Origin of the sequence: Klebsiella sp. K4, assembly GCF_014596785.2 — a bacterium.
Taxonomy (GTDB): Bacteria; Pseudomonadota; Gammaproteobacteria; order Enterobacterales; family Enterobacteriaceae; genus Klebsiella; species Klebsiella pneumoniae.
The window spans coordinates 4,475,275-4,491,721 of record NZ_CP115021.1 but is presented as its reverse complement, the minus strand read 5'-3'; the positions used below and the strand labels follow the sequence as shown (position 1 = coordinate 4,491,721).

Below are 16,447 nucleotides of genomic sequence, written 5' to 3'. Positions count from 1 at the left end.
GATGCAAAGGGCAATGTTTTGTTGCCCTTTTTTATTTTTACGTATTACGGTGGATGTTTTGAGTTTAACGCGTAAAAAATACAGTATTAGCGTGTTTTTTAGTGAATGAAATGTAAATTTTGACCATCTGGTCCACTTTTTTGCCGAGCATCGCTCTGTTTTACACTCTTCCACATCCGCAAGCGTTTTCTCAGCCAGGTTTGTTGATCTTTTTGGCGTAAAAATCACGTGTTACGCACCAGTGGCGTAAAATGACATTAAAAATCTCCGCTTTAAGTTGACTTTTATCCGACATCTCTCCAGAATGCCGCCGTTTGCCAAAAATCTGCGGGCAACAGATTTGCATTGATTCAGATCGTGTTTATGAATTAATATGCAAATAAAGTGAGTGGATATTCTCTGGAGGATGTTTTGATTAAGTCAGCGCTATTGGTTCTGGAAGACGGAACCCAGTTTCACGGTCGGGCCATCGGGGCAACCGGCACGGCGGTTGGGGAAGTCGTTTTCAATACTTCAATGACCGGTTATCAAGAAATCCTCACTGATCCTTCCTATTCCCGCCAAATCGTCACTCTTACTTATCCTCATATTGGTAATGTCGGCACCAACGCCGCCGATGAAGAATCTTCTCAGGTACATGCGCAGGGTCTGGTTATTCGCGACCTGCCGCTGATTGCCAGCAACTTCCGCAGTACTGAAGACCTCTCTTCTTATCTGAAGCGCCATAACATCGTGGCGATTGCCGATATCGATACCCGCAAGCTGACGCGTCTGCTGCGTGAGAAAGGGGCGCAAAACGGCTGCATCATCGCGGGCGACAGCCCGGATGCCCAGCTGGCGCTGGAAAAAGCGAAAGCGTTCCCAGGCCTGAACGGCATGGACTTGGCGAAGGAAGTGACCACCGCAGAAACCTATAGCTGGACGCAAGGCAGCTGGACCCTGGCGGGCGACCTGCCGGAAGCGAAAGCGGAAAGCGAGCTGCCGTTCCACGTTGTGGCATATGACTTCGGCGCGAAACGCAACATCCTGCGCATGCTGGTTGACCGCGGCTGCCGCCTGACGGTGGTGCCGGCGAAGACCTCCGCCGCGGACGTGCTGGCGCTCAATCCGGACGGTATCTTCCTCTCCAACGGCCCTGGCGACCCGGCGCCGTGCGATTACGCTATCGAGGCGATTGAAAAATTCCTTGAGACCGATATTCCGGTATTCGGCATCTGCCTTGGCCATCAGCTACTGGCGCTGGCGAGCGGTGCCAAGACCATTAAGATGAAGTTCGGCCACCACGGCGGCAACCACCCGGTGAAAGATATTGATAACAACGTGGTGATGATCACTGCCCAGAACCACGGTTTCGCCGTAGATGAGGCGACGCTGCCGGCCAACCTGCGCGTGACCCATAAGTCGCTGTTCGACGGCACCCTGCAGGGGATCCATCGTACCGACAAACCGGCGTTCAGCTTCCAGGGGCACCCTGAAGCGAGCCCGGGGCCGCACGATGCCGCGCCGCTGTTCGACCACTTTATCGAGTTAATTGAGCAATACCGTCAGTCCGCGAAATAATCAGGAGTAAAAGAGCAATGCCAAAACGTACAGACATAAAAAGTATCCTGATTCTGGGCGCGGGCCCGATTGTTATCGGTCAGGCGTGTGAGTTTGACTACTCCGGCGCCCAGGCGTGTAAAGCGCTGCGCGAAGAGGGCTACCGCGTTATCCTGGTGAACTCTAACCCGGCGACCATCATGACCGACCCGGAAATGGCCGATGCCACCTACATCGAGCCGATTCACTGGGAAGTGGTGCGTAAAATCATCGAAAAAGAGCGCCCGGATGCGGTGCTGCCGACCATGGGCGGCCAGACGGCGCTGAACTGCGCGCTCGAGCTGGAGCGTCAGGGGGTCCTGGCTGAATTCGGCGTGACCATGATTGGTGCCACCGCCGATGCGATTGATAAAGCCGAAGACCGTCGCCGTTTCGATATCGCAATGAAAAAAATCGGCCTCGACACCGCGCGCTCTGGTATCGCCCACACGATGGAAGAGGCGCTGGCGGTTGCCGCCGACGTTGGTTTCCCGTGCATCATCCGTCCGTCCTTCACCATGGGCGGCACCGGCGGCGGTATCGCCTATAACCGCGAAGAGTTCGAAGAAATCTGCGAACGCGGCCTGGATCTCTCTCCGACCAACGAACTGCTGATCGATGAATCGCTGATCGGCTGGAAAGAGTACGAGATGGAAGTGGTGCGCGATAAGAACGATAACTGCATCATCGTCTGCTCCATCGAAAACTTCGACGCCATGGGGATCCACACCGGTGACTCCATCACCGTTGCCCCGGCGCAGACCCTGACCGACAAAGAGTACCAGATCATGCGTAACGCCTCGATGGCGGTGCTGCGTGAAATCGGCGTCGAAACCGGCGGCTCTAACGTGCAGTTCGCGGTCAACCCGAAAAACGGTCGCCTGATCGTTATCGAAATGAACCCGCGCGTCTCCCGCTCCTCGGCGCTGGCCTCTAAGGCCACCGGCTTCCCGATTGCTAAAGTGGCAGCCAAGCTGGCGGTAGGTTATACCCTTGACGAGCTGATGAACGACATCACCGGCGGCCGCACCCCGGCTTCCTTTGAACCGTCCATCGACTACGTGGTCACTAAAATCCCACGCTTTAACTTCGAAAAATTCGCCGGCGCCAACGACCGTCTGACCACCCAGATGAAGTCTGTCGGCGAAGTGATGGCGATTGGCCGTACCCAGCAGGAATCCTTGCAGAAAGCGCTGCGCGGTCTGGAAGTGGGCGCTACCGGCTTCGACCCGAAAGTGAGCCTCGACGACCCGGAAGCGCTGACCAAAATCCGCCGCGAGCTGAAAGATGCCGGCGCTGAGCGTATCTGGTATATCGCTGACGCGTTCCGCGCGGGCCTCTCGGTTGACGGCGTCTTCAACCTGACCAACATCGACCGCTGGTTCCTGGTACAGATTGAAGAGCTGGTCCGTCTGGAAGAGAAAGTGGCGGAAGTGGGCATCAACGGCCTCGACGCTGACTTCCTGCGCACCCTGAAGCGTAAAGGCTTTGCCGATGCGCGTCTGGCGAAGCTGGCGGGCGTGCGGGAAGCGGAAATCCGCAAGCTGCGCGACCAGTATGACCTGCACCCGGTCTACAAGCGCGTGGACACCTGCGCTGCGGAATTTGCTACCGATACCGCCTACATGTACTCCACTTATGAAGAAGAGTGTGAGTCCAACCCGTCCGTTGACCGCGATAAAATCATGGTCCTCGGCGGCGGCCCGAACCGTATCGGTCAGGGTATCGAATTCGACTACTGCTGCGTACACGCCTCGCTGGCGCTGCGCGAGGACGGTTACGAGACCATCATGGTCAACTGTAACCCGGAAACCGTCTCTACCGACTACGACACCTCCGACCGTCTGTATTTTGAGCCGGTGACCCTGGAAGACGTGCTGGAAATCGTGCGCATCGAGAAGCCAAAAGGCGTTATCGTCCAGTACGGCGGCCAGACCCCGCTGAAGCTGGCTCGTGCCCTGGAAGCTGCCGGCGTGCCGGTTATCGGTACCAGTCCGGACGCTATCGACCGGGCGGAAGACCGTGAGCGCTTCCAGCACGCGGTTGACCGTCTGAAGCTGAAGCAGCCGGCGAACGCCACCGTCACCGCCATTGAGCAGGCGGTAGAGAAAGCGAAAGAGATTGGCTACCCGCTGGTGGTGCGTCCGTCTTATGTGCTCGGCGGCCGGGCGATGGAGATCGTCTATGACGAGCAGGATCTGCGCCGCTACTTCCAGACCGCGGTCAGCGTCTCCAACGACGCGCCGGTGCTGCTGGATCGCTTCCTCGACGATGCGATTGAAGTGGATGTCGATGCCATCTGCGATGGCGAAATGGTGCTGATTGGCGGCATCATGGAGCATATCGAGCAGGCAGGCGTCCACTCCGGCGACTCCGCCTGTTCCCTGCCGGCCTACACCCTGAGCAAAGAGATTCAGGATGTGATGCGCGAGCAGGTGCAGAAGCTGGCCTTCGAGCTGCAGGTTCGCGGCCTGATGAACGTCCAGTTCGCGGTGAAAGATAACGAAGTTTATCTGATTGAGGTCAACCCGCGTGCGGCGCGTACCGTACCGTTCGTCTCCAAAGCCACCGGCGTCCCGCTGGCGAAAGTGGCGGCGCGCGTGATGGCCGGTAAGACGCTGGCGCAGCAGGGCGTGACCAAAGAGATCATCCCGCCGTACTACTCGGTGAAAGAGGTGGTCCTGCCGTTCAATAAATTCCCGGGCGTTGACCCGCTGTTAGGGCCAGAAATGCGCTCCACCGGGGAAGTGATGGGCGTCGGCCGCACCTTTGCTGAAGCGTTCGCCAAAGCGCAGCTGGGCAGCAACTCGACCATGAAGAAACAGGGTCGCGCGCTGCTCTCCGTCCGCGAAGGCGATAAAGAGCGCGTGGTTGACCTGGCGGCGAAGCTGCTGAAGTTTGGCTTCGAGCTGGATGCGACTCACGGTACGGCGATTGTGCTGGGTGAAGCGGGCATTAACCCGCGTCTGGTGAACAAGGTGCATGAAGGTCGTCCGCACATTCAGGACCGCATCAAGAATGGCGAATATACCTACATCATCAACACCACCGCAGGTCGTCAGGCGATTGAAGACTCCAAGCTGATTCGCCGCAGCGCGCTGCAGTACAAAGTGCATTACGACACCACCCTGAACGGCGGCTTTGCCACCGCGATGGCGCTGAACGCTGACGCCACCGAGAAGGTGATTTCGGTGCAGGAAATGCACGCGCAAATCACTAAATAAGCTTCCCGGCCTGGCCGGATAGCAACAATCCTGGGCTGACGACATCGTCAGCCTATTTTTTTTGGCCGCAGCCATCTTCAGAGAGTTCTGCTTTTAACCCCCTGTCGGGTCAGGCTAACTATAGTTAGCACCATAACGATACCTATTGATGAAAAGACAGGAGGATACAATGCGGAACAATATTCTGGTGGCATCCGCACTGGCAGCGACGGCAATCATGTTCGTGGCCGGCTGCTCATCGAATCAGTCAATCAAAACCACCGACGGCAAGACCATTGTCACCAGCGGTAAACCGCAGGTGGATGATGACACCGGCCTCGTCTCATACAAAAATGCCGAAACCGGCCGCGTGGAGCAGATTAACCGCGACCAGGTGAAGTCCATGGACGAGCTGGATAACTAAGGCCTGACGTTAACCCTCAGGGCGCGCGTTGCGTAAGCCCCCGCGACATAAATCACAGTTATCATTGTAAGCGGTTCGCTTAACTGTCTACACTCTTGCTGATTACGACAAGAGCAAACGCAGGCCAATCAATGATTCTGATAATTTATGCGCATCCTTATCCGCAGCATTCTCATGCGAATAAGCGAATGCTTGAACAGGCAGGGACGCTTGAAGGCGTAGAGATACGCTCCCTCTATCAACTCTATCCCGACTTTAATATCGATGTCGCCGCCGAGCAGGCGGCGCTGGCCCGTGCCGATCTGGTTATCTGGCAGCATCCTATGCAGTGGTATAGCGTACCGCCGCTGCTGAAGCTGTGGATGGACAAAGTGCTGGCGCACGGTTGGGCCTATGGCCATAACGGTATTGCCCTGCGCGGTAAATCGCTGATGTGGGCGGTGACCACCGGCGGCGGTGAAAGCCACTTCGACATCGGTTCATTCCCCGGTTTCCCGGTGCTGGCGCAGCCTCTGCAGGCAACCGCGCTTTACTGCGGGATGAAATGGCTGCCGCCGTTCGCTATGCACTGCACCTTTATCTGCGATGATGAAACGCTGCAGGCGCAGGCCCGCCGCTATCGTCAACGCTTAATCGACTGGCAGGAGGCACACCAGAATGGATAGCCATACGCTGATACAGGCGTTGATTTACCTCGGCGCCGCGGCGCTGATTGTGCCCATCGCCGTCCGTCTGGGGCTGGGGTCAGTGCTGGGCTATCTCATCGCCGGCTGTATTATCGGCCCGTGGGCGCTGCGGCTGGTGACCGATGCCGAGGCGATTCTGCACTTTGCCGAGATTGGCGTGGTGCTGATGTTGTTCGTCATTGGTCTGGAGCTCGATCCGCAGCGCTTATGGAAGCTGCGCGCCTCGGTGTTTGGCGGCGGCGCACTGCAGATGGTGGCCTGCGGGGTGTTGATCGGTCTGTTCTGCATGCTGCTGGGCCTGCGCTGGCAGGTGGCCGAGCTGATTGGTATGACTCTGGCGCTTTCCTCAACCGCGATCGCTATGCAGGCGATGAATGAGCGCAATCTGACGGTGTCGCAGATGGGGCGCAGCGCCTTCGCAGTGCTGCTGTTCCAGGATATCGCCGCGATCCCGCTGGTGGCGATGATCCCGCTGCTGGCGGCCAGCGGCGGCGCCACTTCGCTGATGGCTTTTGCCCTCTCCGCGCTGAAAGTGGCCGCAGCGCTGGCGCTGGTGGTGGTCCTTGGGCGATATCTGACCCGCCCGCTGCTGCGCTTTGTCGCCCGTTCTGGTCTGCGCGAAGTGTTCAGCGCCGTGGCCCTGTTCCTGGTCTTCGGCTTTGGCTTATTGCTGGAAGAGGTGGGGCTGTCGATGGCGATGGGGGCGTTTCTCGCCGGGGTGCTGCTGGCCAGCTCCGAATATCGTCATGCGCTGGAGAGTGATATTGAGCCGTTTAAAGGACTGCTGTTGGGGCTGTTCTTTATCGGCGTCGGCATGTCGATTGATTTCGGCACCCTGGTCACCCATCCGCTGCGTATTGTGATTTTGCTGGTCGGTTTCCTGGCGATAAAAATGCTGATGCTGTGGCTTATCGCCAGGCCGCTTGGCGTACCGCGCGCCCAGCGCCGCTGGTTTGCGGTGCTGCTGGGGCAGGGGAGTGAGTTCGCGTTTGTGGTGTTTGGCGCCGCGCGGATGGCGGATGTACTGGACGGCGAATGGGCAAAAGCGTTGACCCTGGCGGTGGCCCTGTCGATGGCGGCAACCCCCATTCTGCTGGTGCTGCTGACCCGTCTGGAGAAATCGTCCAGCGGCCAGGCGCGTGATGCTGACGAGATTGATGAAGAGCAGCCGCGGGTGATTGTTGCCGGCTTTGGCCGCTTCGGGCAGATTGCCGGGCGATTGCTGCTCTCGAGCGGGGTGAAGATGGTGATCCTCGATCATGACCCGGACCATGTCGATACCCTGCGCAAATTTGATATGAAGGTTTTCTACGGCGATGCCACCCGGGTCGATCTGCTGGAGTCGGCCGGGGCCGAAAAGGCGGAAGTGCTGATCAATGCCATTGACGATCCGCACGTCAGCCTGGAGCTGGTGGCGAGGGTAAAAGAGCATTTTCCGCATCTGCAGATCATCTCCCGCGCCCGCGATGTCGATCATTACATTCAGCTGCGCCAGGCTGGCGTCGAGGCCCCGGAGCGTGAAACCTTCGAGGCGGCGCTGAAGTCCGGCCGAATGACGCTGGAGGCGCTGGGGCTCGGCGCCTATGAAGCGCGCGAGCGGGCCGATCTGTTTCGTCGATTCAACCTGCAAATGGTCGAAGAGATGGTGGCGATGGCGGAAAACGATGCCGCGTCGCGGGTGGCGGTCTTCAAGCGGACCAGCGATATGCTGACCGGCATCATCAACGAAGATCGTCATCATCTGTCGCTGGTGCAGCGTCATGGCTGGCAGGGTACGGAAGAGGGCAGGCACACCGGGGATATCGCCGATGAGCCGGAAAATAAGCCCTCAGCCTGAGGCTGACCAGTAACATTTTGTTTTCGTTTGGATCCTCTTCTGGCGGCCCACGGTGTGAACGTGGGCTTGCCAGCAAATCAGAAAATTTTCTTATTCTTTACCCTCCGGCCAGTCGACGAAGTTGTACGCTTTCCGTATAGTGGCGACAATTTTTTGCACTCGGGAATGAATGAATGATCAGTCTGATTGCGGCGTTAGCGGTAGATCGCGTCATTGGTATGGAAAACGCCATGCCATGGAACCTGCCTGCCGATCTCGCCTGGTTCAAACGCAACACGTTAAATAAGCCGGTGGTGATGGGGCGTCTGACCTGGGAATCCATTGGGCGCCCATTGCCGGGGCGTAAAAATATCGTGATCAGCAGCAAACCCGGCAGCGATGATCGCGTGCAGTGGGTCTCCTCCGTAGAAGAAGCAATTGCCGCCTGCGGCGATGTGGAAGAGATTATGGTGATCGGCGGCGGCCGGGTGTATGAGCAGTTCCTGCCGAAAGCGCAGAAGCTCTACTTGACCCATATTGATGCGGAAGTGGAAGGCGATACCCATTTCCCGGATTACGATCCGGACGAATGGGAGTCGGTGTTCAGCGAGTTTCATGACGCCGACGCGCAGAACTCTCATAGCTACTGCTTTGAGATCCTCGAACGCCGTTAAGCGGGCAGGATAGCGATAAAAAAACCCCGGTCGCGTCTGGCGTGACCGGGGTTTTCTTTTGCATGAATTGCGCGACGATGGCGCACTCAGTATCTCGTCATGTTTCCCGTCGCGGGCTTCGTCTTCCTGGAGTGCTGCCCGGGCTACAAATGGCAAGGAAATGTAGGTCGGGTAAGGCGTTAGCCGCCACCCGACAAAACGACGCCGCAGGTAGCCCGGATAAGGCGCAACGCGCCGCTATCCGGGAAGAGTCAGGACGCGACGGCTTCGCCTTCGTCGAGGCTTTTCTGCCGGTTCGACGGCTGGGTGAAGTACTGCTTATCTTCCCAGCGCAGGCAGGTGAGTTCCCCGCCCCAGCAGCAGCCGGTATCCAGGGCGTAAATCCCCTCCGGCGTGCCGCGTCCCTCCAGCGAAGCCCAGTGGCCAAAGGCAATGCTGTAGGCATTGCTGACCGGGCCGGGAATGGCAAACCACGGCTTCAGCGGCGCCGGGGCGTCCTCGGGCGCTTCCTTCGAATACATATCCAGCTGGCCGTTCGGGAAACAGTAGCGCATGCGGGTAAAGGCGTTAGAGATAAAGCGCAGGCGCGCCAGGCCGCTCAGCTCGTTGCTCCAGTGGTTCGGCATGTCGCCGTACATGGCATCGAGGAAGAAAGGATAGGAGTCGCTGGAGAGCACTGCTTCAACATCGCGCGCGCACTGCTGGGCGGTCTCCAGATCCCACTGCGGCGTAATGCCGGCATGGGCCATCACCAGCTTTTTCTCTTCATCCACCTGCAGCAGCGGCTGGCGACGCAGCCAGTTGAGCAGCTCATCGGCATCCGGCGCTTCCAGCAGTGGTTTCAGACGATCCTTTGGCTTGTTGCGGCTGATACCGGCAAAGACCGCCAGCAGGTGTAAGTCATGGTTGCCCAGCACCAGTCGTACGCTGTCGCCCAGAGATTTGACATAGCGCAGGACCTCCAGCGATCCCGGGCCTCGGGCCACCAGATCGCCGGTCAGCCACAGCGTATCTCTCCGCGGATCGAATTCAACCTGCGCTAATAATGCGATCAGTTCATCGTAGCAACCGTGAACGTCGCCAATAAGGTATGTTGACATTGTTTTAATGAATGAGCGTTGGAACTGCGAGACGGAAAACAGGGATCTCAATACGGAACGGCGCGCCGTCGATATCGATCATCTCATAATGACCCTGCATGGTTCCCAGCGGCGTTTCAATCACTGCGCCGCTGGTATATTGATATTCACCGCCGGCGGGAATATGCGGTTGCTCGCCGACCACCCCTTCACCCTGAACTTCAGTCTCACGACCGTGGCCGTTAGTGATGAGCCAGTAGCGGCCAAGCAGCTGAACCTGACTCCGCCCCAGGTTGCGAATGGTGACGGTGTAAGCGAAGACGTAGCGCTCTTCTTCCGGGGAAGACTGCGATTCGATATAGACGCTCTGTACCTGGACACACACCCGGGGCGAATGAATCATGGTTAGCTCTCCTTCGTTGGCAGATTGTCAGACAGCCAGTTGGCCATCAGGCAGTACTGCGCCACGGAAATATTTTCGGCGCGCATGGCCGGGTCGATGCCCAGCTCGGTCAGCACTTCCACGCTGAACAGATTGCCGAGACTGTTGCGGATAGTCTTGCGGCGCTGGTTGAACGCTTCGGTGGTGATGCGGCTCAGCACCCGGATCTCTTTGACCGGATACGGCATGGTGCTGTGCGGCACCAGGCGTACCACCGCGGAGTCGACCTTAGGCGGCGGGGTAAACGCGCTCGGCGGCACTTCGAGTACCGGGATCACCTGGCAATAATATTGCGCCATCACGCTTAACCGACCATACGCCTTACTGTTCGGTCCGGCAACCAGACGATTCACTACTTCCTTCTGCAGCATAAAGTGCATATCGGCAATGGCATCAGTATAGCTGAACAGATGGAACATCAGCGGGGTCGAGATATTGTACGGCAGGTTGCCGAAGACGCGCAGCGGCTGGCCCATTTTCTCCGCCAGTTCGCCAAAGTTCATGGTCATCGCATCCTGCTGATAGATGGTCAGCTTTGGACCGAGGAACGGATGCGTCTGCAGGCGAGCCGCCAGATCGCGGTCCAGTTCGATGACGGTCAGCTGGTCAAGGCGTTCGCCGACCGGCTCGGTCAGGGCCGCCAGGCCGGGGCCGATTTCAACCATCGCCTGGCCTTTCTGCGGGTTAATCGCCGAGACGATGCTGTCGATCACAAACTGATCGTTGAGGAAGTTCTGCCCGAAGCGTTTACGGGCTAAATGGCCCTGATGGACTCGATTATTCATTGGGTATTAACAATCATTTTGATGGCGAGATTAAGCGCCGTGATAAAACTGCCGACGTCCGCTTTTCCCTGGCCCGCTAATTCCAGTGCGGTGCCGTGGTCGACGGAGGTACGAATAAAAGGTAAACCGAGCGTAATGTTCACGCCGCGGCCAAAGCCCTGGTATTTTAGCACGGGCAGGCCCTGATCGTGGTACATCGCGAGTACCGCATCGGCATGATCAAGATATTTCGGCTGAAAGAGGGTGTCTGCCGGCAGCGGACCGCTGAGGTTCATCCCCTTTGCGCGCATCTCTTCCAGCACCGGAATGATGGTGTCTATCTCTTCTGTTCCCATATGGCCGCCTTCGCCAGCGTGCGGGTTAAGCCCGCAAACCAGCACATGCGGCTGGGCAATGCCAAATTTCGTGCGCAGGTCGTGATCGAGAATGGTGATGATCTCGCGCAGTAGCTCGGGGGTAATCGCTTCGCTGATGGCTTTCAACGGCAGATGGGTGGTGACCAGCGCCACCCGCAGCTCCTCGGTCGCCAACATCATCACCACTTTGCTGGCCTTCGCGCGCTCTTCAAAGAACTCGGTATGACCGGTAAAGGCGATACCGGCGTCGTTGATGTTGCCTTTATGCACCGGGCCGGTCACTAACGCCGCAAACTCGCCGCTAAGGCAACCGTCGCAGGCGCGCGCCAGCGTCTCCACAACGTAGGCGCCGTTTTGCACATTCAGCACGCCGGGCTCCGCCGGGACGTTTAGCGCCACGTTCAGCAGCGTCAGGGTACCGGCGCGCTGAGGAACAGGAGGTTGCGCGGGATCGTAAGGGAGGAGAGATAAAGGAAGACCGAGCCGCTTGGCTCGGTCAGTTAACAGGGCGCCATCGGCGCAAATCACCAGCTCAACTGGCCAGTCGCGCTGGGCAAGCTGCACGACCAGGTCAGGGCCAATCCCGGCGGGTTCGCCGGGAGTGATAACAACTTTACGGGTTTCAGGCATCGATATTAGTTGCTCAGAATTTTAACATACGCACTGGCGCGCTGTTCCTGCATCCAGGTTGCCGCTTCTTCAGAGAATTTGCGGTTCATCAGCATGCGGTAAGCACGATCTTTCTGCGCGGCGTCGGTTCTGTCGACCTGACGGCTATCCAGCAGTTCGATCAGATGCCAGCCAAAGGAAGAGTGCACCGGTCCGCTGGTCTGCCCTTTGTTCAGACGCATCAGCGCATCGCGGAACGCCGGGTCAAAGATGTCCGGCGTGGCCCAGCCTAAATCACCGCCCTGGTTTGCCGAGCCCGGATCTTCCGAATAGGTTTTCGCCGCTTGAGCAAACGTGATTTTCCCGCTCTTAATCTCGGCTGCGATCTGTTCCAGCTTAGCCTGAGCCTGGGCGTCGTTCATGATCGGCGACGGTTTCAGCAGAATATGACGGGCGTGAACCTCGGTAACGGAGATATTCTGGGTACCACCGCGCAGGTCGTTGACTTTCAGAATGTGGAAACCAACGCCGGAACGAATCGGACCGACGATATCCCCTTTCTTCGCGGTGCTTAACGCCTGAGCGAAAATGCCCGGCAGCTCCTGGATACGGCCCCAGCCCATCTGGCCACCCTTCAGCGCCTGTTGGTCAGCGGAGTAGGTGATCGCCAGTTTGCCGAAGTTGGCGCCGTTGCGCGCCTGCTCAACGATGGAGTTTGCTTGCTCCTGGGCCGCGGCGACTTCGTCAGAGGTCGGGTTCTCCGGCAGCGGGATCAGGATGTGGCTCAGGTTGAGCTCGGTGCTGGCGTCGTTCTGGTCGCCGATCTGTTTCGCCAGCGCTTCCACTTCCTGCGGCAGCACGGTGATGCGACGACGCACTTCATTGTTACGCACTTCCGAAATCAGCATCTCTTTACGGATCTGGTTACGGTAGGTGTTGTAGTTGATGCCTTCATAGGCCAGACGGCTGCGCATCTGATCCAAGGTCATATTATTTTGTTTGGCGATGTTGGCGATAGCCTGATCGAGCTGGTCGTCAGAGATCTTCACGCCCATCTTCTGCCCCATCTGTAACACGATCTGGTCCATGATCAGTCTTTCGAGGATTTGATGGCGCAGGGTGGCGTCATCCGGCAGCTGTTGGCCAGCCTGACCAGCATTGAGCTTAACCGATTGCATCAAACCATCGACGTCGCTTTCCAGCACGACGCCATTATTGACGACGGCCGCTACTTTATCGACCACCTGGGGGGCAGCGAAACTGGTATTCGCGATCATGGCGATACCGAGAAGCAGCGTTTTCCAGTTCTTCATACTTTTTCCATTTCGATTAACCGCAAATGCGGATGATGTTGTAAACCAGCCGCATCACAGGGAGCTCTGGTACGGTAAAATGTTCGAGCGCAGCATCTGCTGGGTGCCGAGGCCGTAGTTAGAGCTCAGACCGCGCAATTCGATATTGATTCCGAAGGTGTTATCGTATTTGCTCTCGCCGCCGTTGTCGTTGCTGTTCCAGCCGTTGACTTTACGTTCGTAGCCAAGACGGATGGCGTAGCAGCAGGAGTTATACTGCACACCCAACATCTGGTTTGCTGCTTTCCGGGTATTAGTATCGTAGTAGTAGGCCCCGACCACGGACCAGCGATCGACAATCGGCCAACTGGCGGTCATCCCCACCTGCGAAATACCCTGTTTATATTGTGCCGCGGTGGAATATGACGGCAGCGTGGCCTGAATATATTCCGGGCTGGCGTAACGATAGTTAAGCTGAACTAAGCGGTTCTCATCGCGACGGTATTCAATGGTGCCGTTACCAGTGGCAACGTTATCCAGACGCGTATCGTACTGGATCCCTCCGCGCAGACCCCATTCATCGGCAATGCGCCAGTAGGTATCGCCGGCCCAGACCAGTGAACCCGTGGTATCGTTGTTCTCCCAGTTGATGTTGTCATCACCGGTGCGTGACTCGGTGAAATAGTAGATTTGACCAACGGAAATATTAAAACGTTCCACCGCGGCGGCATCATACACGCGCGAGGTGAGCCCGGTGGTGACCTGATTAGCCGACGCGATGCGGTCCAGACCGCTATAGGTACGGTCGCGGAACAGACCGGTGTAATCCGACTGCAACAGCGTGGAGTCGTAGTTGCCGATTTCACTCTGATCGCGGTACGGCACGTACAGATACTGCACGCGCGGTTCCAGCGTTTGGGTGAATCCCTCCTGCAGGTCGCGTTCAAAGACCATTTTGCCGTCGACTTTAAACTGCGGCATTACGCGGCTGACGGACTCTTTATAGTCAGTGCCGTTGGCGGCATTGTACTTATCGAGGTTGCTTTGCTGGTAGTGAGTCGCCAGCAGCTTGGCTTCGGTATTCAGACTGCCCCAACCGTTGGACAGCGGCAGGTTGATCGTCGGTTCGAAGTGAACGCGGGTCGCTTCCGGCATGTTGTTATTCGAGTTAACAAAATGGGCAACCTGTCCATAGAGATGGGTATCGAACGGACCGACATCATTCTGGTAGTAGTTGACGTCGAGCTGCGGCTCAGCCGAATAGGAGTTGCTCGATTCGCGGTCAAAGACCTGGAACTGTTTGGTCGATACCGTGGCGTCAAAGTTCTGGTTGACGTAACCGGCACTGAATTTCTGCGTCGCATAGCCGTCGGTACTGGAACCATATTTCGAGCTGAAGTCGTTGAAGTAGTCAGGATCGCTGACCTTGGTGTAGTCAGCGTTCAGACGCCATACCTGATCGATAACCCCTGAGTGGTTCCAGTAGAACAGCCAGCGGCGGCTGTTGCTGTCGCTCGAGTGGTCGTCTTCGTAGACTTTATCCGACGGCAGGTAGTCGAATTCAGTTAAGCCGCTGCCGAGCTGGGTCAGATAGCGGAACTCGTTTTCCCACATCACGCCGCCGCGTTTGTTCATATAGTGCGGAGTAATGGTGGCATCGAAGTTTGGCGCGATGTTCCAGTAGTACGGCAGGGAGAATTCCACGCCGTTTTTGGTGCTGTATTTCGCGTTCGGGATCAGGAAGCCTGAACGACGCTTATCGCCCACCGGCAGCTGCAGGTAGGGGCTATAGAAAATCGGCACAGAGCCAAGCTTGAAGCGGGCGTTCCAGATCTCGGCAACCTGCTCTTCGCGATCGTGGATAACTTCGCTGCCGACGACGCTCCAGGTGTCGGAGCCCGGCAGACAGGAGGTAAAGCTGCCGTTTTCGAGAATGGTATAGCGGTTTTCACCGCGCTGTTTCATCAGGTCGGCGGTGCCGCGTCCCTGGCGTCCGACCATTTGATAATCGCCCTGCCAGACGTTGGTATCTTTGGTATTCAGATTCGACCAGGCTTTTGGCCCTTTGAGGATCACCTGGTTATCGTCGTAATGCACGTTGCCCAGCGCGTCCACCGTGCGCACCGGCTGCGCCTGGCCCGCGGCCTGCTGCTGATGCAGCTGAACTTCGTCGGCGCGGAGGCGACTATTCCCCTGGTTAATATCGACGTTGCCGGTAAAGACGGCGTTGTCCGGGTAGTTGCCCTTCGCATGATCGGCGTTAATCGTCACCGGCAGATCGCCAGGACGACCTTCCACGAGCGGACGATCATAGCTTGGCACGCCAAGCATACATTGCGTTGCGAGATCGGCAGCGAGGCCTTGTTGGCTATACAAGGCGCTGGCAATCATCGTAGCCAGGAGGCTGGGAATACGTTTTTTCATACGTTGTATTTATTGTTCCATCATCTTGTGACAGCGGCTTGCAAACGGTCAGAGCCTAACTTACTCAACATTATCACGCTAGTGTTAATCCTGCCCGTTTCGAGCCCGAGCGTTAGGCACCCTGTTGAATGACGAGTATGATAAAGCAAATTATAGGCTATGTCCCACAATTGACCGAGGCGCGAGTGCCGGGTAACGTGCGGTCATATTCGAGCTTAACGGCGATAAACAGTTGGGGAGTCTATGCAGTATTTGGGTAAAGTGATTGGCGTGGCAGTGGCTTTGCTGATGGGTGGTGGGTTCTGGGGCGTGGTGCTTGGCTTTCTGGTCGGCCATATGTTTGACCGGGCGCGCAGCCGCCGGTTAAATCTCTTCGCCAATCAGCAGGAGCGTCAGTCGCTCTTCTTTTCCACCACCTTCGAAGTGATGGGGCACCTGACCAAATCCAAGGGCCGCGTTACCGAAGCGGATATTCATGTCGCCAATGTGCTAATGGATCGCATGAACCTGCATGGCGCCTCGCGCACCGCGGCGCAGCAGGCGTTTCGCGACGGTAAGGCCGACAACTATCCCCTGCGCGAGAAAATGCGTCAGCTGCGCAGCGTCTGCTTTGGCCGTTTCGATCTGATTCGGATGTTTCTGGAAATTCAGCTGCAGGCGGCGTTCGCTGATGGCGAACTGCATCCTAACGAACGTGAAGTGCTGTTCGTCATTGCCGACGAGCTCGGCATCTCCCGCGCCCAGTTCGATCAATTCCTGCGGATGATGCAGGGCGGCGCCCAGTTTGGCGGCGGTTCGCAGCAGCGCTCTTATGGCCAACATGGCGGCAACGCCGGCTGGCAGCAGGCGCAGCGTGGGCCGACCCTCGAAGATGCCTGCAATGTGCTGGGAGTAAAACCGACCGACGACGCGGCGACGGTGAAGCGCGCCTATCGCAAGCTGATGAACGAACATCATCCGGACAAGCTGGTAGCGAAAGGTCTGCCGCCGGAGATGATGGAGATGGCCAAACAGAAGGCCCAGGAGATCCAGAAGGCCTGGGAGCTGATCAAAGAGCAGCGCGGCTTCTGACGTTTCCA

13 protein-coding genes are annotated in these 16,447 nt (G+C 57.5%); 7 read left to right on the top strand and 6 right to left on the bottom strand.

The annotated features are described in order from the left end of the window. Positions 1–411: 411 nt before the first annotated feature. From carA to folA, 6 genes are all read left to right on the top strand, one after another. Positions 412–1,560 (top strand): glutamine-hydrolyzing carbamoyl-phosphate synthase small subunit, encoded by a 1,149-nt coding sequence (gene carA, locus IB144_RS22155; protein WP_004212571.1) that lies wholly within the window; start codon positions 412–414, stop codon positions 1,558–1,560. A gap of 17 nt (positions 1,561–1,577) precedes the next feature. Further along, positions 1,578–4,802, top strand: coding sequence for a carbamoyl-phosphate synthase large subunit (gene carB, locus IB144_RS22150; RefSeq protein WP_002888056.1), 3,225 nt, complete (start codon positions 1,578–1,580; stop codon positions 4,800–4,802). 169 nt (positions 4,803–4,971) lie between these two features. Further along, a complete protein-coding gene (locus IB144_RS22145; protein WP_002888059.1) occupies positions 4,972–5,205 on the top strand; it encodes a YgdI/YgdR family lipoprotein in 234 nt (77 codons plus the stop codon). 131 nt (positions 5,206–5,336) lie between these two features. After that, positions 5,337–5,870, top strand: a complete 534-nt coding sequence (gene kefF, locus IB144_RS22140; protein ID WP_020325228.1) for a glutathione-regulated potassium-efflux system oxidoreductase KefF — start codon at positions 5,337–5,339, stop codon at positions 5,868–5,870. Then, positions 5,863–7,728, top strand: coding sequence for a glutathione-regulated potassium-efflux system protein KefC (gene kefC / locus IB144_RS22135; RefSeq protein WP_004145992.1), 1,866 nt, complete (start codon positions 5,863–5,865; stop codon positions 7,726–7,728). The genes kefF and kefC overlap by 8 nt, the downstream gene beginning before the upstream one ends. A 173-nt stretch (positions 7,729–7,901) precedes the next feature. Further along, on the top strand, positions 7,902–8,381 hold the full coding sequence (gene folA / locus IB144_RS22130) for a type 3 dihydrofolate reductase (RefSeq protein WP_002888320.1): 480 nt from the start codon (positions 7,902–7,904) through the stop codon (positions 8,379–8,381). Between the two features lie 251 nt (positions 8,382–8,632). On the opposite strand, the gene apaH is transcribed toward folA, so the two are convergent. The 6 genes from apaH to lptD are packed head-to-tail and all read right to left on the bottom strand — an operon-like array spanning position 8,633 to position 15,368. Continuing rightward, the gene (gene apaH, locus IB144_RS22125; protein ID WP_002888321.1) at positions 8,633–9,481 is read right to left on the bottom strand and encodes a bis(5'-nucleosyl)-tetraphosphatase (symmetrical) ApaH; all 849 of its coding nucleotides are present in this window, start codon (positions 9,479–9,481) and stop codon (positions 8,633–8,635) included. 4 nt (positions 9,482–9,485) lie between these two features. Further along, positions 9,486–9,863 (bottom strand): Co2+/Mg2+ efflux protein ApaG, encoded by a 378-nt coding sequence (gene apaG, locus IB144_RS22120; RefSeq protein WP_002888323.1) that lies wholly within the window; start codon positions 9,861–9,863, stop codon positions 9,486–9,488. Between the two features lie 2 nt (positions 9,864–9,865). Continuing rightward, positions 9,866–10,687, bottom strand: coding sequence for a 16S rRNA (adenine(1518)-N(6)/adenine(1519)-N(6))-dimethyltransferase RsmA (gene rsmA, locus IB144_RS22115; protein WP_002888324.1), 822 nt, complete (start codon positions 10,685–10,687; stop codon positions 9,866–9,868). After that, positions 10,684–11,673 (bottom strand): 4-hydroxythreonine-4-phosphate dehydrogenase PdxA, encoded by a 990-nt coding sequence (pdxA, locus tag IB144_RS22110; protein WP_004177430.1) that lies wholly within the window; start codon positions 11,671–11,673, stop codon positions 10,684–10,686. The genes rsmA and pdxA overlap by 4 nt, the downstream gene beginning before the upstream one ends. A 5-nt stretch (positions 11,674–11,678) precedes the next feature. Continuing rightward, on the bottom strand, positions 11,679–12,965 hold the full coding sequence (gene surA, locus IB144_RS22105; protein ID WP_002888329.1) for a peptidylprolyl isomerase SurA: 1,287 nt from the start codon (positions 12,963–12,965) through the stop codon (positions 11,679–11,681). A 54-nt stretch (positions 12,966–13,019) separates the two neighbouring features. Then, a complete protein-coding gene (lptD, locus tag IB144_RS22100; protein WP_004147026.1) occupies positions 13,020–15,368 on the bottom strand; it encodes an LPS assembly protein LptD in 2,349 nt (782 codons plus the stop codon). A gap of 243 nt (positions 15,369–15,611) precedes the next feature. On the opposite strand from lptD, the gene djlA reads away from it, so the two are divergent. Beyond that, entirely contained in the window at positions 15,612–16,439 is an 828-nt protein-coding gene (gene djlA / locus IB144_RS22095; protein ID WP_002888332.1) for a co-chaperone DjlA, read from the top strand. Positions 16,440–16,447 lie beyond the last annotated feature (8 nt).